The organism is Streptomyces sp. NPDC048192, from assembly GCF_043202415.1.
Lineage (GTDB): Bacteria > Actinomycetota > Actinomycetes > Streptomycetales > Streptomycetaceae > Streptomyces.
The window spans coordinates 198,894-218,058 of the sequence record NZ_JBIDAL010000016.1 but is presented as its reverse complement, the minus strand read 5'-3'; the positions used below and the strand labels follow the sequence as shown (position 1 = coordinate 218,058).

Here is a 19,165-nt window from a genome sequence, read left to right as displayed (position 1 = left end):
GTGGAATCACCACGCCAACGACGAGGGGCCCTGCCTCGTCACCACGCCCGCTGACCAGCCCATTTCACCCGCCAGCACAGGATGAAAGACGTTCACTGAGCCTTTTCAGAGTGGCCACCGGTCGGGTGACAGGGTGGCCTCCCGCAACGCACGAGGCTCCTGTGCCGTTGAGAGAGGTGTTCGACGTCTCAACTCATCAGCGCAGGAGCCTCGTTGGTTCCCTATCCTGCCTCACTCGACCTCCCGCACGCCCTGGTCGAGTGGGTAACCATGCTCATCGTCACCCGTGAGGGTGACCGCCGCTGCAAGCTCCCGCCTCACCAGCGTGCTCTCGTCGGCTTGGTCTACCTTCGTAGGCACGAGACGCTCGCGCAGATCGCCGCCGGTTTCGGTATATCCGTCGGCACTGCCCACGCCTACGTCACCGCCGTCGTCGGCCATCTGTCCCGCCGGGCGCCCGGGCTGCTGCGGGTCCTGCGGGAAACGGATCCCGATCACGTCCTGCTCGACGGAACGCTAGCCGAGTGCGACCGGGTCGGGGACAGCCGGGCCGACTTCTCCCAGAAGCACCGCCGCCACGGCGTGAACGTGCAGCTCGTTGCCGACCCTGCGGGCAAGCTGCTGTGGATCTCGCCCGCACCGCCCGGCCGCGCCCACGACCTGACCGCGGCCCGCACCCACCGCATCATCCGAATCTGCGAACGCCAGGGCGTGCCCGTCCTCGCCGACCGCGCATACATCGGGGCCGGCTCCTGGGTGACCACGCCGATCAGACGTCTTCCCCACCGGGACCTCACCGCGACCCAGCGGACGATCAACCGGGCCCTGTCAGCGGCGCGAGCGCCGGTCGAACGAAGCGTCGCGAGACTGAAATCCTGGCGCGTCTTCCGCAGAGCCCGCTGCAGCCCTAACCGCATGACGGTCATCGCCGCTGCCGTCCTCACCCTGGAGCGTCAACGCTGAAAAGGCTCAGTAAGTCAGAGCTGCACCGGAGTCGGCGACACCTCGGTCCAGATGGTCTTGCCTGTCCGCGTGTAGCGGGTTCCCCAGCGTTGGGTCAGTTGCGCGACCAGGAACAGGCCTCGTCCGCCCTCGTCTTCCATCGCGGCGCGCCGAAGGTGTGGCGACGTGTGACCGCCGTCGGAAACCTCGACGATGAGGCCGTGTTCCCGTTCCCGGATGAGCCGCAGAGATACCGGCGCGCCGCCGTAGCGAATGGCGTTGGTGACCAACTCGCTGACGACAAGCTCGACCACGAACGACGCGGCTTCGTCGACTCCCCATGTCACCAGCTGGTCGCAGACGAGTGACCGCGCCCTCGCCACCTCTCCGGCATCGGGCGCGATGTCCCAGGTCGCCACGAGGTTCTCGGCCAGGGCATGGACGCGGAGCAGGAGCAGGGCGGCGTCGTCCTCGGGCGCCGTGGGCAGGAGTGTCCCGAGGACGGTGTCGCCGGTCTCCTCCAGTCGCGCGTGCCGCAGCCCGGAGAGCGTGGCACAAAGCGAGCGGACTCCTGCGTCGACGTCCCTCTCCCGGCTCTGGACCAGTCCGTCGGTGAAGAGGGCGAGCATGGCTCCCTCGGGCAGCTCGATGTCCGCGCTCTCGAACGGCAGGCCGCCTAGTCCGAGAGGTGGTCCGGCCGGAAGGTCTACGAGCTCGGCGTGTCCATCGGGGGTGACGAGCACGGGCGGGAGGTGACCCGCCCGGGCCATGACGCAGTGCCGTGAGACGGGATCGTAGATCGCGTAGAGGCAGGTGACGCCCACTGCCTGGTCCTCGGGCTCGGCTGCCGCTGAAGGCGGGGTGTAGGTCCGTGCCACGCGGTCGTCGAGACGGGCGAGAAGTTCGTCGGGGGCGAGATCGAGCTCTGCCAGGGCCGCGACGGTGGTGCGCAGCCTCCCCATGGTGGCGGCCGCGCCCATGCCGTGTCCGACCACGTCTCCCACCACCAGCCCCACGCGCGCTCCGGAGAGCGGGATGACGTCGTACCAGTCCCCACCGACGCCGGCGGGCCCGACCGCGGGCAGATAGCGGTGAGCCACTTCCACGCCCGTGGGCTCGGGCAGGGACCGGGGCAGCAGATCGCGCTGGAGCATGAGCGCGGTCGCGTGCTCGCGGGTGTAGCGGCGGGCGTTGTCCACGCAGACCCCCGTGCGCGAGACGAGCTCCTCGGCCAGCAGGACCTCCTCGTGTTCGAAGACGCCTGTCGATCCGGAGCGCGCGAAGGTTGCCACACCCATGACAGAGCCACGGGCCTTGAGCGGAAGGGCGAGCGCACCCATGTCTGGGTCGGCAACGGGTGCTTTCTCGGCCAGGCACCGCAGACGGACGGAGTCCAGGGAGTCGCCCGCTGTGTCATCGGTGACGGCGCTGTACGGGCGCTGCGCCATTCGGCGCAGCGGGGAGCGGGTATCGCCGCGAGGGGGTTCCTGTCCGCTCAGGATCGGTTCGAAGATGTCGACCGCGACGGCATCGGCGAATTCGGGGACGACAAGCTCCGCCAGCTCAGCGGCCGTGCGCTGGATGTCCAGGGTCGTGCCGATGGCGCTGGCCCGGCTGAGCAGCGCGAGGCGCTGTCGCGTCACATAACGCTCAGTGATGTCGAGGCTCGCCTCACAGACCCCGATCGGCTGGGCTTCCTCGTCCTGGAGCCGAAAGTAGGAAGCCGACCAGACGCGCTCGTGATGAAGGTCGTCGGGGTTCCGATAGCGCAGATCAACCAGCGGTGCTCCGGTGCGGGCCACCTGTTCGACGATCTCCTCGATGCTCGGGGCCGGCCTTCCGTCCTGACCCAGCACCGCGCCTTCCGGAAGGAGATCCTTCACGAACCTTCCGACGACGTCGTGCAGCGCCACTCCGAACTGCTTCTCGACCGCAGCGTTGATCCAGCGCATCCGGGCATCCGTGTCGTAGACGGTCAGCAAGACAGGCGACTCCCGGTCGAGTCCGGCGAGCATGGACCGGCCCACAGCCTCCTGATGCACCAGCTCCGTGTCCATCGCGACAAGCATCCACCCGGCCCCGCCTTCTCCATGAGCGAGCGGAGTAAGGGACAGGGCTACGGACACCAAACGGCCATCACCACGGCGGACCCGCCGAACGCCGAGCGAGCCCGCCATGCCACTGCCACCGGCAGCCGACACACCGACGCCGGTCTCCGCATCGGCCAGGACTGAGTCGGCGAACCGACCAAGAACGTCATCGGGTGGCCGGCCGAACAACTCCTGGGCTTCCCGGCTCCATCCTGTGAACCGCATGTGAGCGTCCAGCACTGCGGTGGCACGGCCGCGTGTCAGCGCTTCTGAGGAAGTTCTGCCTGGCGGCCATACTCCCGAGTCCTGTGCTTTATGGAGGCCCGTCATCGCGGCTCCTGAGGGTGGTACGGGGTCTCCGTACGTTTAATGTACAGCCGGACCTCTGCGCCCGACGTGCCATGAGGAGCCGGCACAAGTCGTGGACACCCTCTGCCATACGCCCCGGCGTATCCCACGTGGCCTGGTGGAGCACCAGCGCCCCAAGTGAGTCACGATTCAACCGACGCCGACACGGCCGTGAGGGGCATCGCCAGGAACGGTGTCGACGACGCCAGCATTCGCTGCGGCGGTCCGCGCGCCGCAATCGGCGCTGCACTACTGCTTCCAGACCAGAGAGAATCCCTGCTCCGCCGTGTTCACGCATCTCGCAGACCGCCTGCGCGTCGACACCGAGTCTCGCGGGATGCTGCTTCCGTGCCAGATGCTGAGCGCCTTCCTGAAAACGAGAGCACGCTGACGGGCAAGAACCGATCAGCGTGCAGGGTGAGCCGCGATCGGGTCCGGGCGCAGGCGAGACGCGTGGCCCGGATCTGGGCTGGAGTGCGTCTCCGGGGCCGCCGTGGAGTCGGGTCGACGTGCGGCTGGCAGGTGTGCCCTGTCATGCGTGTCGGCGCTGGCAAGTCTCCCCCGGAAGGGCGGCGACTCCACTCACTCATGGCGGGGCAGGGTTCATGCGGCTTCTGCGGCCGGTACTTCTGATCGGACTGCCGCCTCCGGCGACTGCACCTGGGACTTCCCTTCGTCGAACCCGAACAGCGGGGCGACGACACAGAGAAGGAATGTGGAGATCGCGACCGCGAGGAATCCGGCGGTGAAGCTCCCCGTCATGTCTCGGATGGCGCCCACCGCATAGGGGTAGAGGACGCCGCCGACAAGGAGGGCGCAGCCGAGGACGAGACCGTTGACGGCACCGACGTGTTCACCGTCGACCGACTCGTTGGCGGCGGTGAGCGAGAGTGAGGCTCCCGCGTAGGCGGCCAGGCCGATCAGCGGGAGGGAGACCGCCGCCAGGGTGTAGTTTCCCATGGCGACCGAGAAGCAGAGCAGACCGACGAACGCCGCCGTCGTGAATCCGGCGAGGACGATGATGAGCTTGCGGCGGCCGGTGACCCTGTAGGACAACAGGCCGAAGGCGACAGCGGTGATGATGCCGGCAAGGCTGGCCGAGGACGAGAACAGCCCCGCGACGGCCTGCGGCCAGCCGGCCTTCATCAGAATGGTGGGCATCCAGCTCACGACGAGTGAGAAGAGCCCCCAGATTCCCGTGTAGAACGCCATTGCGGAGAGCACGGGCCGCGTGCGGACCGCGCGCAGAATCGCGCCGAACGCCTCGCACAGCTCGGGGACAAGCCCCTTCTCTGGCATGTCCACCAGCGCTGCCTGGAGGCCAAGTGCCTCGACGGCGTGGTGGTCGCCACCGATGACGAGCGCATCGAGAGGGCGTGCCACGAGCTGGGCGTCGAGTGCATGCGCACCGGAGAACACCTCACCGGCACGGACCGCGTCGCGGAGTGCGCTGAACACCTGCCGGCCGACGCGTACATCAACGTCCAGGGCGTCGAGCCGTTCGTCTCCCCTACTGCGATCGACGCGGTCTCGGAAGCCCTGGAGCGCCTAGCGCCCGGATCGCTCGCCGTGAACGCGTACACGGACTTGGACGACGTCGGCGTGGTGCTGGACCACAACGTCGTCAAGGTCGTCGTCGACGCGGAGGCGAACGCCCTGATGTTCTCCCGGGCAGGCGATCCCCTACCCACGAGGAGACCGGCCGAGATACCGACGACAGCTGGGGCTTTACGGCTTTACCGCTTCACGGGAACGGCCCTCAGTCTGTCCGACAGCTCCCCCAAGAGCCTCTGGAGCGAACCGAAGGCGTGGAGATGCTGCGGTTCGTCGAGCATGGTCACGGCGTGCTGATGCTTCCTGTCATCGACGAAGGCCTGGCCGTCGACACACCGGAAGACCTGGCGAGAGCCAGCTCGCTCCTTCGGTCTCAGACGACCCGCTGACCGGCGCCAACAGCCCCAAGGGCGGGGCCCTGAAACCCACCCGTCACACGTGCATCGAGTCACGGCTTGTCGGCCACGTGCGGAACAGTCGGCGCCCAGGCCGAACAAGGTCCGCGCTCCCGCCCCCGCCCCGGCACACCGGCGGCTCTTGGGTGAACGCGGACCGATGACCGTTGTGGTGCGGCACTCGCCGTCCCGTCGTCGTATTGCAGGCCGCGGCGCCGGTCATGCCGACCGGCGAAGCAAGGTTTCCACGAAGGTGGTCAGCATCACGCAGGCGCTCGCCGTGTCGCGCATCGTACGCTCGCGGTCACCATCCGTGAGCAGCTGCATCGACAGGCCGTCGGCCAGGGTGACGACCATGCGGGTCACGGACGCGATCTCCTCGTTCGATGCCGTCTCCTTGGCCGAGCACAGCACGTCCTGCCAGCCCGCGAGGAACATGTCGTACATGCGGACCGCGAGCTCTGGGTTGGTAGTCTGCGCCCACATGGTGATCGCGAACGTAGCCCGGGTCTGGTCGAGATGGTCGACGGCGTACTGCATGGTTCGGGTCAGCAAACGCTCGGCGGTCTGCGCGAGGCCTGCCTCCTCGCCGTTCACACCCTCGGAATCGACCCGCAGACTTTCTGACAGGTGCTCGAAGACCGCGAGGAGCAGATTTTCCTTGGTCTGGAAGCAGTAGTGCAGTGACGTCTGAGAAGCGTTGGCCTCTTCGGCGATCCGTCGCGTGGTTGCGCCAGCCGCCCCGTCTCGGGCGATGACCCGCACAGCCGCATCGATGAACTGCTCGCGACGAGCAGCGGCCGGAATGCGAGCCAAGCGCCCACTCCTGTTGATTCAGTCGGTTGATCCAGTCGGGACTGTAGCACTCGACGGCCGGCTGCCCGGCCCCGCCGCCCGGGCCTCGTCCTCCACGGCACCCCGCACCACCGCGAGCCGGAGCGACGACCCGTCGCGGTCAAACCGGATCGTGTCGCCCGGTCCCGCCCCGCCCCGCAGGATCTCGCGCGACACGGCGGAGACGAGCTGCTTCCGGATCGCTCGCAGCAGTGGACGCGCACCGTCGTTGCCGTCGCCCATTTCGCTGACCAACTCACGTGCCTGGCAGGTGAGTTCGAGCGAGATACCCTTGCCCGACAGGTGGGCTGCGACCACGCCGACATGCAGGTCGACAAGTCGCTCCAGCTCACGGCGGCCCAGCGTCGCGAACTCGACGACGTCGTCGAGCCGGGTCACGAAGTCGGCCCGGAACTGCTGCCGTACGGCGTCCGGACCGGCGAGGCCTGATGTCATCACCAGTACTACGTTGCGGAAGCTGACCAGCCGGCCCTGGCCGTCGGTGAGCGATCCGTGGTCGACCACCTGGCGCAGCAGTCCGTGGATGTCCGGGTGTGCCTGCTCGATGTCGTCCAGGAGGACGACCGCGTACGGGCGGCGCCGAACGGCCTCGGTCAGCTGGCCGCCCTCCTCGTAGCCGACGTAGCCCGGTGGCGCACCGATGAGGCGGGTGACGGACTGCTTTTCGGCGTACTCCGACATGTCGAGCTGGATCAGCGCGTCGTCGCTGTCGAACATGAACTCGGCCAGTGCATGGGCGAGATGGGTCTTTCCCACGCCGCCCGGTCCGCAGAACAGAAGCGCGGCAATCGGCCGGTTCGGATCCCCGAGGCCGGTGCGGGCGTTGTGTAGCGCAGCCGAGACACTGGCGATCGCCTCCCGCTGGCCCACGACGCGGGCACCGAGGCGCGCCTCCATGCGGAGGAGTTTCTCCAGTTCTTCCTCACGTAGCCGGGACACCGGGATGCCGGTCCACTGCGCGACCACGCGTGCGACATCCTCCTCGTCGACGATCGCGGACTCGCCTGCATCGGGCCACCGCGAGCCGGAGTCAAGTTCGATCCGGCGCTGCGAGGCGGCCTCGTCGATGAGGTCGATCGCCTTGTCGGGGAGGTACCGGTCCGCGATGTAGCGCTTGCTGAGTGTCACCGCGGCGGCGAGTGCAGCATCGGTGATCAGCACGTCGTGGTAGCCCTCGTAGCTGGGTCGCAGGCCCCGGAGCATCTCGACGGCGTTGTCGGTCGTGGGTTCCTCGACGTGCACCGGCTGGAAGCGGCGCTCCAGCGCGCCGTCCGACTCGACGTACTTGCGGTACTCGTCGCGCGTGGTGGCGCCGAGCGTGCGCAGCGAGCCGCGGGCCAGCATCGGTTTGAGGAGGTTGCCGGCGTCGACCGCGCCCTCCGCGGCGCCGGCTCCGATGATCGTGTGCAGTTCGTCGATGAACAGGATGATGCCGCCGTCCGCCGCGTCGACGTCCTTGAGCACGGCCTTGACCCGGTCCTCGAACTCCCCCCGGTACGACGCCCCGGCGATCAGGGCACCGACGTCCAGCGCGATCACCCGACGGTTTTGCAGCGCTCCCGGGACCTCGCCCGCAACGATGCGCTGGGCGAGCCCCTCGGCGATGGCGGTCTTGCCCACCCCCGGGTCACCGATCAGCACGGGGTTGTTCTTGCGCCGCCGGGACAGCACCTGTACGACCCGGGCGATCTCGGTGTCGCGGCCGACCACGGCATCGAGTGTGCCGCGGAAGGCGAGCTCGGTCAGGTCGCGGCCGAACCGGAGCACCTGGCTGGACACCCGGGCGGGCCGCCATTGGACGTCCAGGCAGGTGCGCTCGGGTTCGGCGTCGAGAACCTGCCACGGTCCGCGCACGCGTCGTACGGCGTCCAGTACCGCGGTCCGGTCGGCGCCCGTGGCGCGCATCAACTCACCGACCGGGTCGCGTCGGTCGGCCAGGGCGACGACGAGGTGCTCGACCGACACGAACGCGTCGCCCAGCTGACGTGCCTCGTGCTCGGCGGCCCGCAGTAGCGAGAGGAGCTCGGGCTGGGGTCGGGCGGTATCGGCGTCGGCCGGCGGCCGTTCCCCCGCGAAGTCGCCCAGGGGGCCTCCGAAGTCCTCCGGGTCCACGCGCAGCGGACCCCGAAGATCATCCGGGTCCACGCCCAGGTCCGCCAGCACCGGCCCGACGATGGTCGCCTGCTGGTCGAGGACCGCGGCCAGCACTTGGGCCGGGCCGGTGGCCGGACCATTCGGCCCCGGACCACTCGGCGTCGGACCACTCGGTCCCGGCGACCAGGCCCGGTCCAGCGCTTCCAGCGCGCGGCGGGTGTAGTCGGCCTTCAGCTCTTCGCGGGGGAACATCTGCGTCGTCCGCCTATTCGGCTCAGGCCTCGTGCCGCGTCGCAGCGGTGCCGCTGGATCCCTTGGCGCGGGCGCGCACCTTGACCTCGATGGCCTCCCGGGTGAGCCGGCGCTGCACGTCGACCGCCGCCTTCTTGCCCATCTCGACGGCGCCCTCCATCCACGCCATGAAGGTGCTGGCGATGTCCGAGGTCGCGAAGTGGACCCGACCCTCCGGGCGGGAGAGCTCGGAGTGCCACCGGCTGAGGCGCTGCGGCGGGTACGCCGCCATGCCACCGCGGCCGGACCACTGATCGTCCACCCAGTCGTGACACTCGTAGGCGACGAGCTCGGCGTCGGGGCACATCGTCTTCACGAAACGCTCGATACCGGCGAAGCTGGTGCCGAAGCGGTCGTCCCGGTCCGGGTGGTCGATGAAGAAACCGACGATGAGCTGGCCGTCCTCCCCCAGATCGTGCTCGCCGAAGATGACAGCCGCACCATTGGCCTGGGGGGCCTCCGCCAGCATGTAGGGGAATCGCGGCGCGTTCTTGACCTGCGCGTACACCTTGACGGGGTAGGCGACGCTGCGTTCGCTCGAGGTGGTGAACTTGGCCTCGCTCAGCGGCGGTTCGAAACGGATGGTGGACCAGCAGGCCAGCGGGGTCGCCACGACGACCGTAGCCGCCGTGAAGGTGTCGCCGGCCTCGGTCGTCACCCTCACTCCGTCCTCATTCTGCTCGACGCTCGCCACCGGGGTCTCCAGCCGGATGTCGGCCCCGGCGGAGTCGTCGGCCATCGCCTGGATGAGCGCACCGGTGCCCTCGACGATGTAGGCGTCCAGCACGCCCCAGGTACGGATCAGGCTGTGGTCCATCTGCGCGATGAACCCCAGCGGGGGAAGCGCGGAGATCTCCTCCGGATAGCGGCCGGTGAGGATGGTCCCGAAGAAGGTGAAGAAGCCACGGACGGAGTCACTGACCCCCAGGCTGTCGAGGTACTCGTTGAAGGGGATGTCCAGGTCCTCGACGTTCTGGCGGTCCAGCGGCACTCCCCGTTGGATCCGGTGCGCGTCCGTGAGCATCTTGAAGGCGGCCTTCTCGAAGTCGTAGACGTCCTCCAGCGGCACCGGCAGCGGGCCCGGATTGTACTGCCCGGCCAGCAGTGTCGGGTAGCACTCCGGCATCGAGCTGTGCGTCATGGTCAGCCCGTACCGCTCGATCTCGGACATCATGTTGACCTGGCGATCGGGCCACACCCACTGCCCGCCCAGCTCGACGATTCCCTCGTAGTCCCCCACACTCCGCTGCTCGGACCAGGTGCGACCACCCAGCCGGTCGCGCGCCTCCAGCAACAGCACGGAGTAGCCCTGATCCGACAGATCCCGGCACGCGCTCACCCCGGCGAACCCTCCGCCGATGACGATCGTGTCGTAGTCGAACGTCCCGTCCTTCATCTTCTGCTCCCTTGGTTCTGTTCCGATGACTGGATTAAGCGACTGAATCATTTGCTCCAGTCGTTCGCTCAAGATTGTGGTGCGGGTTGCAGCCTGTCAATCCCCGGCGACAGTGCCCCTTCGACAAGGAGTGGGGTGAGCGACCGAGCGGCGCGGCGCCCGCCGAGGCCTTGCGGCATAGGGCTGCTGCGAGGCCTCGACGCGGCATGACGGTGGACCGCTACGTGGCCCTCGGCGGTGCCGGTGCCGCGCGACTCGCGCTCGATGCGCCACGCCACCGCTCAAAAGACATGGCCGGTGATGCCTTGCCGTAGATGGGCGCGTGGCTGCAGCTCTTGTGGTGGCGGTCGCGTGGGCACCGGGCGGATGTCTTTCACCTGCCTGGTCCGTGAAAGCTTGTGAGCGGGCGGCGGCGTTCGATGCCGCGTGAGCCCTGGCGGCCTTCGGCCTCGTCACTCCGTCAGCGCGCTCGGAACGGCGGCCCTCCTCCGGCTGTCCGCTCGGCTGACCCGCCACGGGTCAGCCGAGTTCGCGCTTAAGGATCTTTCCGGTCGCTGTCATCGGGAGCGATTCGACGAACTCGACGATGCGGGGGTACTTGTAGGCGGCCATCTGCTGCCGCGCCCAGTCGACCAGCTTGGCCTCGCTGAGGTCGGCGTCGGTGTTGCGGATCACGAAAGCCTTGATCTCCTCGCCATGGCTGTGGTGAGGTACTCCGATCACCGCCGCGAGCGAGATGTCGGGGTGGGTCATCAGGACCTCCTCGACTTCACGGGGGTACACGTTGAAGCCGCCCCTGATGATCATGTCCTTGGTGCGGTCGACGATGTAGTAGAAGCCGTCCTCGTCCTTCCTGGCCAGATCACCGGAACGGAACCAGCCGTCCCGCATGGCCTCCACGGTGACCTCGGGGCGGTTGTAGTAGCCCTTCATGACGTTGTGGCCCTTTATCGCGATCTCGCCGACCGAGCCGACCTCGGTGACCTCGTTCCAGTCCCGGTCGACCAGCTTGCACTGCACCCCCCAGACCGGGATGCCGATCGAGCCCGGCCGCGGCTCGCGCTGCGGGTCGGAGAACGTCGTGACAGGCGAGGTCTCCGACAGGCCGTAGCCCTCCAGGATTTGGATTCCGAACCGCTTCTTGACCTGGCTGATGATCTCCAGCGGCAGGGCCGCGCCGCCGGACACTCCCGCCCGGAGGTTGCTGGCGATCCGGTCCACGTCGACGTCCTCGGTGAGCGCGCCGAGCAGGCCCCACCACATGGTGGGCACGCCGGCGAAGAAGGTGATGTCCTCCTTCTCCATGAGCGCGACCGCCTGTGCGGCGTCGAAGCGCGGCAACAGTACGAGCGTGGCGGCCATCGAGAAGCCCGCATTCATCTGCACGGTGGCACCGAAGGAGTGGAACAGTGGCAGAGTGAGCAGGTGCCTGTCAGCTGCGGGCCGGTTACCGAAGACCCCGTTGCAGGTGAGCGCGTTGAGCACGAGGTTGGCGTGGCTGAGCTCGGCGCCCTTGGCCTGGCCCGTCGTGCCACTCGTGTACAGGATGACCGCGGTGTCGTCGCTCGAGGTGGCGGCGCTGTCGAAGGTGGGTGCCTTTCCGGCCAGAGCCGCGCCCAGGGTTTCCGCGCCCTCGATCAGACTGGCCGCGGCCCGGTCGGCGGTGATCAGGAAGAAATGCTCGCAACCACTGGCCTGCCGGAAGCCGGCGAAGCCCTCGGCGCCGATCGGCAGTTCAGGAGTGCCCTGAAAGCAGAAATACGCCTTCGCCTCGGAGTCGGCGAGGTGGTACGCGATCTCACGGCCCTTGAGCAGCACATTGAGCGGCACCACGACCGCGCCGGCCTTCAGGATGCCGTAGTAGACGATCGGGAAGTACGGCAAGTTCGGGCAACTGAGGGCCACCTTGTCGCCGGGCCTGACGCCGCGCTCGACGAGCAGGTTCGCGACCTTGTTGGCGGCGCTGTCCACCTGGGCGTAGGTGAGCCGGGTGTTGCCCAGGACCAGTGCGTCACGGGTGGGGTGACAGCGGGCGCTGTCTTCGAGGAGCGAGGCGAGATTGAGCATGATTCCTACTTGCTGGGTGCGGGTGGCCGTGGAGTCGGGTCGACGTGCGGCTGGCAGGTGTGCCCTGTCATGCGTGTCGGCGCTGGCAAGTCTCCCCCGGAAGGGCGGCGACTCCGCTCACCCAGGGCGGGGCAGGGTTCATGCGGCTTCTGCGGCCGGTACTTCTGATCGGACTGCCGCCTCCGGCGACTGCACCTGGGACTTCCCTTCGTCGAACCCGAACAGCGGGGCGACGACACAGAGAAGGAATGTGGAGATCGCGACCGCGAGGAATCCGGCGGTGAAGCTCCCCGTCATGTCTCGGATGGCGCCCACCGCATAGGGGTAGAGGACGCCGCCGACAAGGAGGGCGCAGCCGAGGACGAGACCGTTGACGGCACCGACGTGTTCACCGTCGACCGACTCGTTGGCGGCGGTGAGCGAGAGTGAGGCTCCCGCGTAGGCGGCCAGGCCGATCAGCGGGAGGGAGACCGCCGCCAGGGTGTAGTTTCCCATGGCGACCGAGAAGCAGAGCAGACCGACGAACGCCGCCGTCGTGAATCCGGCGAGGACGATGATGAGCTTGCGGCGGCCGGTGACCCTGTAGGACAACAGGCCGAAGGCGACAGCGGTGATGATGCCGGCAAGGCTGGCCGAGGACGAGAACAGCCCCGCGACGGCCTGCGGCCAGCCGGCCTTCATCAGAATGGTGGGCATCCAGCTCACGACGAGTGAGAAGAGCCCCCAGGTTCCCGTGTAGAACGCCATTGCGGAGAGCACGGGCCGCGTGCGGACCGCGCGCAGAATCGCGCCGAACGCCTTCGTCCGAGTGCCTTCGGCGTCGTGTCCTTGCTCTTCTGCCGTTTCCGGTGCGGGTGCATTCCTCAGGAAGACGAGGGCCGTGAGGAAGAGGAGCGCCAGATAGCCGGCCTGCGCCAGCAGCGCGCCGCGCCAGTCCACGGATCCGAGCACCATGGCGAACACAACGAGTGCGAAGAGGACCCCGATGCCGTCACCCGCCAGCATCACGCCGGCCGCCCGGCCGGCCTGCCCCGACTCGAGGAACCAGCTGATGGCCAGCGTGTAGGGAGCCACGATCAGGAGGCCGACGGCCGCACCGCTGATGGCGCGTGCCACCAGCGCACCGGTGTAGCCGTCCACGTAGGCGAAGAGGATCTGGCCCGCGATGGCGAGGGCCAGCGCCGCGAGGATGACGCTCTTGGGCCCCACTTTGACGACAAGCGCTCCACCCAGAAGCACCGCGATGCCGCCCATGGCGGCGGTCACGGACATGAGCGAAGCGGCCTGCGTGTAGTCGAGGGATAGGTCCGCCGCGATCGCGGTCAGGCTGGGCGTCCAGCCGTAGTACGGCAGAGACATGCCCACGATGATCAGGAAGGAGACCGCAAGCATGCGCCACTTGCTGTTTGATGGTCTTGACTGCACGAATTGCTCCTATAACGCGATGCTCGCGATTCACCGGAAGGCCTGGCGGAGTAGGTCGCACGGCGTGCGGCCTGGCCTCCGGTCCGGGTTCTCGGGGGCGCCTTGGGGACACGAGGCAGCGGACCGTAGGGCGCCTACGGTGCCTTTTCAGACAGCACCGAGCTACGAGAAGAAACCCCGCGGTTACGTCGATGGCGGTGCGCAACGCACCATGACCTCGCGCAGGTCGGCCGGCCCCGCCCGCGCCGGAAGGCGGGGACAGCCGGGTTGCTCCAACGCGACACGACAGGTTGCACTCCGCAGGGCCTCTGATGCCAGAGATGTCCGTCGTCAGGCGGGCTCACCTACGTGTCGCCGTCGTCGATTCAGCGTCTCGGTAGAGCGGGCATCACAGCCCGAGGTGATCTGCGAGCTCGCTGTAGTCGACCTGCCACAGCCCCGGGGAGCCCTTCGGGTACTGCGAGCGGAAGCCGATCAGGCGCTGCACCCGCTGCGAGAGAGTCTTGGCCAGGTCGAGGTCGATCAGGAAGGGATGAGCTTCCTCGCCGACCAGGTAACCGGGATTGAGAGCGAAACCTACCGCCCGCCGGTACTCGTCGGACGTGACGTTGGCACCACCGCCGTGCACCGTCTTCCCGCTGAAGAAGAGCGCGTCGCCCGCACGCAGGAGAGCCGGAATCGTCTGCTCGGGAGTCCCGCGATCTTCGAAGTCCTCCCAGTGGTTGCTTCGCGGGATGACCCGGGTGGCCCCGTTCTCCTCGGAGAAGTCGGTCAGGGCGATCAGGAAGTTGATGGTCACTTCGGGGCCTGCAGGCCCCATACCGATGAACGGGAAGTAGTTCTCCAGGTCCCGGTGGAGAAACTGCGCCGCGTTGCCGGGCCCGATCTCGATGACCTGCGCGGTGGTCATCCAGTAGCTGCCCGACTCCTCCAGGTAGACGGCGTCGGCGAGGGCGTGCACCAGGTCGTGGTCGATGATCTCGCCCCGGAACGTCTCGCTGCGCGTGACCAGGTTCGTGAGCCGCTTGGTGTTCTTCCCGTGGAACTCGGCGACGAACTCGTCCTCGTGCTTGGAGCCGGCGGCCAGTTCTCGCAGCGGCTGCTCGATCTCGCGGTTGAACCGCTCGACCTGATCCGGGCTGAGGAGCCCTTCGATGATGACGCCACCGTCCTCGTGGAAGACGGCCAGGATCTCATCGACCGGTGCGGAGGCCGGGATCCGGCGCAGGGAAACCTCTGAGATGGTCATGCCATACCTTTTCGTTGTCGGGGCGCAGGACGACTGCATTCAGGGAGGACCGCTGGGCCTCTCTCACGGGCGCGACCTCAGTCGAAGGCAGTCCCTCGGTTGGCTGAAACCGGGCTTGCGCGTCCGTCGCCTGTGACCTGGATCTCCAGTGTGTGTCCTGCGGGCCGCGCCGTACCACATCAGTTCACCTCTAGTTCGAACAGATCGTGGTGCACACTGCACACGGGATGGGCCGCAGAGCATCTCTTCGCCCCGTTGTTATGGCTGAAAGCAGCGACGGAGCCGAGCTGAGGCACTCCGGCCATGCCCGCCCGACGTGCGTCGACGAGTCCTGGAGGCCCGGAGCTCGACGCCGCAGCCGACCTTCTCAGTCCGAATTCCTTCCCGTCAGGATCTTGTACTCAAAACACTCGAAGTCGATCTCAGCATTTTCTGGCGAGGTGATGCTGCCGTACCACCCGAGGATGAATGAGACCGGTACGGAAACCACGCCCGGATTGTTCAGCGGAAACCAATGGAAATCCACTTCCGGCAACAGTGCGTATTGGGTTCCGGAGACGACGGGGGAGAAGAAGGTGAGGACGGCGCAGAGCAGAAGTCCCCCGTATACGGACCACAGAAGCCCTCGTCGGCGGAACCCGGACCAGAAGAAGGAGTAGATCAGTGCGGGGAAGACGCATGATGCGGCGACGCCCAGCGAGAAGACGACCAGGAATTCGATCGGATATCGATGGGTCGCAGCGGCGAGTGACAGGCCTCCCGTGCACAGAAGCACCACTGCCAGACGCAGCGTCCGCACTTCTCCGACGTCGGTGTGCCGGCGCTTGCTTCGAGCGAACACATCGTGGGCGATGGAGACGGCGGCGGCGAAGGTCACGCTGGTCACGGTCGTGAGGGCCGCGAGAAAGGCGACGCAAGCCATGATGGTGATGAGCGTGACCTTCGCCGCCGAGCCGTCGTGCAGCAGGGCCGCAGCGAGCAGGATCGGGGACGACTGCCCATTGGCATCGACGGCGCGGATGTCCTTGCTGCCCACCACGGCCACCGCCGCGAAACCCGTCGTGGTCAGGAGGAGGAAGAACGCACCGTTCAGCCCCGCGGCGATGCCCATGGATCGGCGTGCGGTGCGCCCGGTCAGGGAGGTACTGACACGCAGGATGAGGTGAGGCGCCACGGCCGTACCGAGAATCATCACGATGTGGTCGCTGATCGTGCTGAGAGGTCCGAGGCTCCCTGGCTGCGTCCAGAGCCCTGGGCTCATGTATGCGTCCGGTGCCTGGCTGTTGGCCACCGCGGCGTCGAGCAGACTCCCGGGATTCCACCCGAATTTGCTGGCCGCCAGCAACGTGACCACAGCGAGTGTCACCAAGGTGAACGGTACCTTGACGACCTGCATAAAGCTGGTGCCTCTCAGATCCGCCACCCCGGCGAAGGCAGCGACGAGGCAGCCCATCACCACCGTGCAGAGGACCTGAGCCCCGTCGCTCGACATGCCGACCAGGAGAGCCGTGACGATGCCGGCCGCCCTCAGTTGCACAACAAGAAGGGGAATGGCGATGACCAGTGTCACCACGGCCCCGGCCATGCGCAGTCCCGGGCCTGAGACGCGCACGGAGAAGAGATCGCCGAGGGTGTACAGGCCGCTGTTGCGGATCTTCTGGGCAAGGAGCAGCAGTACGCCCAGCGCTACGACGTAGTCGACGGCGACGGTGAACGCGTCGTAGCCGAAAAGGGCAATGCCTCCCGGGATCGCCAACAGGTTGATGACGGTGATCTGCTCGCCCGCCATGGCGATCCCGTTGAAGAGCGGTGACAGCGACCGGTCCGCGGTGTAGAGCCTTTCCGGGTTGTCCTCCTGCGTGGCGAGCGCCAGAACCCACAGGAGGGAAATCCCGATGAAGACCAGAAAGGCAATGATCACAGGGGCCTGGGTGTCCGTACCGAGCGGTTCGACCGGGCCGGAGCTGAGGATGTGCCCGTTCACCGCTTCACCGCCAGGGCTCGTTGACGGGAGGAGTAAGGGGCGTCTCGACCTGAGGAAGGCATGAGCTCAGGGACTGCTCGACGAGGGGATCGCACGAACGCGTGGACCGGTCCTCGTACAGCCAGGCAGTGGCGACGAGGAGGGTGCATTGCAGGAAGCCCCACACCACGCCCAGCGTGAGCTGCCCGTACACAGGTACCGAGGGCACGTCCGTGAACGACGACAGCACGGTACCGGCCGCGAGAGGAACCGCGTTCAGGACAAGGAATGCGCCGTCGGCGCGGTGCACGGCCTCGCGGAGTGTGGAAAGGCGTTCTTGTTGCGGGGCATCGACCGAGAGGTGGGGCGTCGGTGGTCGGTCGGACGGAGCAGGAGCGTGGGAGAAGCGCACGGAAACCTCCGGAGGGTGAGGTGGGTGACTGGGGCGTGGAAGCGGGTGACCTGTCGCCGCACGGACGTTCCGGAGGGACGACGGATGACCGGGCTGACGGCGGGAGACGACGCGTGAAAGACGGCTGGGCGCGCCCTGCCGAGGTCCGAAAGGGGCAGACTGCTGTGCTCACCGCACCGTTGCCGCGGATCGGCGTGAGCGGTGTTCCTCACTCGGTGCGAAGGCGGCCGCTCGCGTCCGCCGCCACTCGAGGCGTGGTGTGATGCGCCGGGTGCCGGGCGAGTGAATGCGGGTGAAAGGGTCGGCACAGACCGCGAGCCCGAACTGGGCCTTGCAACGGCGTGCACTCCAGAGCGGCTGTGGCCGCAACACCATGCTGTGGTCAGGAGGATCACGGATCCTGTTACGGCCTGTCAAATGGCGGTGACGTATCCGGACGGCCGTTTCCTGAGGGTGAGCCGGGCGACCAGGAGCAGGCCGTGGCTAGCCTTCGTCGAGGATCAGGGCGCGGCGCAGGTGTGTGCACCCGCGGACAGCCGCAGGCAGCACCTGCGCGCTGGTTCGCCCCAGCCCGGCGCTTCTCCGCACCAGGCCGCCGGGACTACGCTGTGCATGCTATGGAAGAGTTGTGGCCAGCCCCGTCCGCACGAGTCTCCGAGCTGATCCGGGCAATCGCCGAGCAGAAGCTGCCCCTGTCAGAGGACTTTCTGGACAGGCTGTGGGCCGCGTCGCAGGCCGGTACACGTGAGCGGGAATTTGTGGACGATCCCGTGCTGGCGGAAGCCGACCGGCGCCTCAACAAGTCCAACATGACGCACTGGCTCGTGTCGAACCTGCACCATCCGGGCCGTCGAGTGCCGCCGTCCGGGGACCGGGAGATGTACATCTACGCCCGGGACCTTGTGCTGCGCGGCATGGACATCGACGACCTCGGGTCGTGGAGGGCAGCGCAGCGGGTCGGATGGCAGTGGTGGATCGACGCCTGCTTCGCCGCCACCACGGATCATGACGAGTTGCGTGAACTGGTCGAGGTGTCCGGCAACTCGATGACGACGTTCGTCGACGACTCGATCGCCGCAGTGGCGGCGTACGCGGACGACGTCCGGTCGGAGCTGGGGCGCGATGCCCACACCCCCCAGCGGTTCGCCACAGCGCAGCTCCTGCTGGAAGGCGCACCCATCAGCCGCGTACGAGCGGAGGAGCAGCTCGGCTACGCCTTGACGGGGCATCACGTCGCGGCCATCGTGTGGGCCGATTCCGAAGAGGACGCCCCCCACCTGGAGGCAGCGGCCGAGCACGTCATGCGGGCATGCGGTACCACTCGTCGTCTGACGCTGGTGGTGAGTACCGCCGCCCAATGGCTGTGGATGCCGGCCAGAGTCGTCCCGCCGGTGGCGAGGATCCAGAACATTCTCATGAAGACCCCGGGTATCAGGGTGGCGTTCGGACGACCGGCATCGGACGTCGAGGGATTCCGCACGAGTCATCTGGATGCCGTCGCGGCGCAGCGGCTCCTCGCGCGCCTGCGGTCTCCGCATGTCGTCGTGCGCTACGAGGATGTTCAACTTGTTGATCTGCTGACCGCCGATCTCGCCAAGGCGGAGCAGTTCGTGGCGACCACCCTGGGTGAGCTCGCGACGGCTGACCCGCTCATTCAACGTACGGTCCGCATGTACGTGAGCGAGGGATTCAATATCTCTAGCACGGCGGACCGGATGTTTGCCCACCGGAACACAGTCGACCGCCGGCTGGCCCGCGCAAGGGCCATGCTGCCGCGGCCTCTCGATCAGGATCCCACCGGCGTCGACGCAGCCCTGATGCTCGTTGAGCTCCGGCAGGACCAGCAGCGGAGCGACTGACCCGAGGGCCCTGCCCCCGACCTCACAGGCCCCGTACGCACCGGCCCGCGGGGCCGCTGCGCTGCTCGGCATCGCCGACTCAGAGTTCGCCGCCGTTCGACGCTCGGGCACCGGAAGTGTGCAATGTGCACCATGATCCGTCGGAACTTGCGCGTCCTGTGTGTATAGCGCCACACCAATCCTAGGCACCATGTGTCCAGCCGCTGAACCACAGATGTAAGGGAG

Annotated in this window: 13 protein-coding genes; 3 read left to right on the top strand and 10 right to left on the bottom strand. The window is 67.5% G+C overall.

Annotated elements, in window-relative coordinates; translation table 11 throughout:
- Positions 1-213: 213 nt before the first annotated feature.
- Entirely contained in the window at positions 214-963 is a 750-nt protein-coding gene (locus tag ACGFZN_RS31100; protein WP_393861772.1) for a transposase family protein, read from the top strand.
- 14 nt (positions 964-977) lie between these two features.
- On the opposite strand, the gene ACGFZN_RS31095 is transcribed toward ACGFZN_RS31100, so the two are convergent.
- Positions 978-3,362, bottom strand: a complete 2,385-nt coding sequence (locus tag ACGFZN_RS31095; protein ID WP_393861771.1) for a SpoIIE family protein phosphatase — start codon at positions 3,360-3,362, stop codon at positions 978-980.
- Positions 3,363-3,983: 621 nt separating this feature from the next.
- Positions 3,984-4,763, bottom strand: a complete 780-nt coding sequence (locus ACGFZN_RS31090) for an MFS transporter (protein WP_393861770.1) — start codon at positions 4,761-4,763, stop codon at positions 3,984-3,986.
- On the opposite strand from ACGFZN_RS31090, the gene ACGFZN_RS31085 reads away from it, so the two are divergent.
- On the top strand, positions 4,695-5,231 hold the full coding sequence (locus tag ACGFZN_RS31085; RefSeq protein WP_393861780.1) for a cytidylyltransferase domain-containing protein: 537 nt from the start codon (positions 4,695-4,697) through the stop codon (positions 5,229-5,231). The genes ACGFZN_RS31090 and ACGFZN_RS31085 overlap by 69 nt on opposite strands.
- 317 nt (positions 5,232-5,548) lie before the next feature.
- On the opposite strand, the gene ACGFZN_RS31080 is transcribed toward ACGFZN_RS31085, so the two are convergent.
- From ACGFZN_RS31080 to ACGFZN_RS31045, 8 genes are all read right to left on the bottom strand, one after another.
- Positions 5,549-6,145 carry a TetR/AcrR family transcriptional regulator gene (locus ACGFZN_RS31080; RefSeq protein ID WP_393861769.1) on the bottom strand — a complete coding sequence of 199 codons (597 nt, stop codon included), beginning with the start codon at positions 6,143-6,145 and terminating at the stop codon, positions 5,549-5,551.
- Between the two features lie 18 nt (positions 6,146-6,163).
- Positions 6,164-8,530 carry an ATP-dependent Clp protease ATP-binding subunit gene (locus ACGFZN_RS31075; protein WP_393861768.1) on the bottom strand — a complete coding sequence of 789 codons (2,367 nt, stop codon included), beginning with the start codon at positions 8,528-8,530 and terminating at the stop codon, positions 6,164-6,166.
- Between the two features lie 22 nt (positions 8,531-8,552).
- Positions 8,553-9,965, bottom strand: coding sequence for a flavin monoamine oxidase family protein (locus ACGFZN_RS31070; RefSeq protein WP_393861767.1), 1,413 nt, complete (start codon positions 9,963-9,965; stop codon positions 8,553-8,555).
- Between the two features lie 519 nt (positions 9,966-10,484).
- Positions 10,485-12,032: a long-chain fatty acid--CoA ligase gene (locus tag ACGFZN_RS31065; protein ID WP_362131727.1), complete on the bottom strand. Its 1,548-nt coding sequence runs from the start codon at positions 12,030-12,032 to the stop codon at positions 10,485-10,487.
- A gap of 138 nt (positions 12,033-12,170) precedes the next feature.
- Positions 12,171-13,424 carry a nitrate/nitrite transporter gene (locus tag ACGFZN_RS31060; protein WP_393861766.1) on the bottom strand — a complete coding sequence of 418 codons (1,254 nt, stop codon included), beginning with the start codon at positions 13,422-13,424 and terminating at the stop codon, positions 12,171-12,173.
- 421 nt (positions 13,425-13,845) lie between these two features.
- Positions 13,846-14,706 carry a phytanoyl-CoA dioxygenase family protein gene (locus ACGFZN_RS31055; RefSeq protein WP_362122360.1) on the bottom strand — a complete coding sequence of 287 codons (861 nt, stop codon included), beginning with the start codon at positions 14,704-14,706 and terminating at the stop codon, positions 13,846-13,848.
- A gap of 367 nt (positions 14,707-15,073) precedes the next feature.
- The gene (locus tag ACGFZN_RS31050; protein WP_362122361.1) at positions 15,074-16,690 is read right to left on the bottom strand and encodes a cation acetate symporter; all 1,617 of its coding nucleotides are present in this window, start codon (positions 16,688-16,690) and stop codon (positions 15,074-15,076) included.
- Positions 16,691-16,694: 4 nt separating this feature from the next.
- Positions 16,695-17,081: a hypothetical protein gene (locus tag ACGFZN_RS31045; RefSeq protein ID WP_362122362.1), complete on the bottom strand. Its 387-nt coding sequence runs from the start codon at positions 17,079-17,081 to the stop codon at positions 16,695-16,697.
- A gap of 617 nt (positions 17,082-17,698) precedes the next feature.
- Between ACGFZN_RS31045 and ACGFZN_RS31040 the strand changes: the two genes are divergently transcribed.
- The gene (locus tag ACGFZN_RS31040) at positions 17,699-18,940 is read left to right on the top strand and encodes a helix-turn-helix domain-containing protein (RefSeq protein ID WP_362122364.1); all 1,242 of its coding nucleotides are present in this window, start codon (positions 17,699-17,701) and stop codon (positions 18,938-18,940) included.
- The last annotated feature ends 225 nt before the right edge of the window (positions 18,941-19,165 follow it).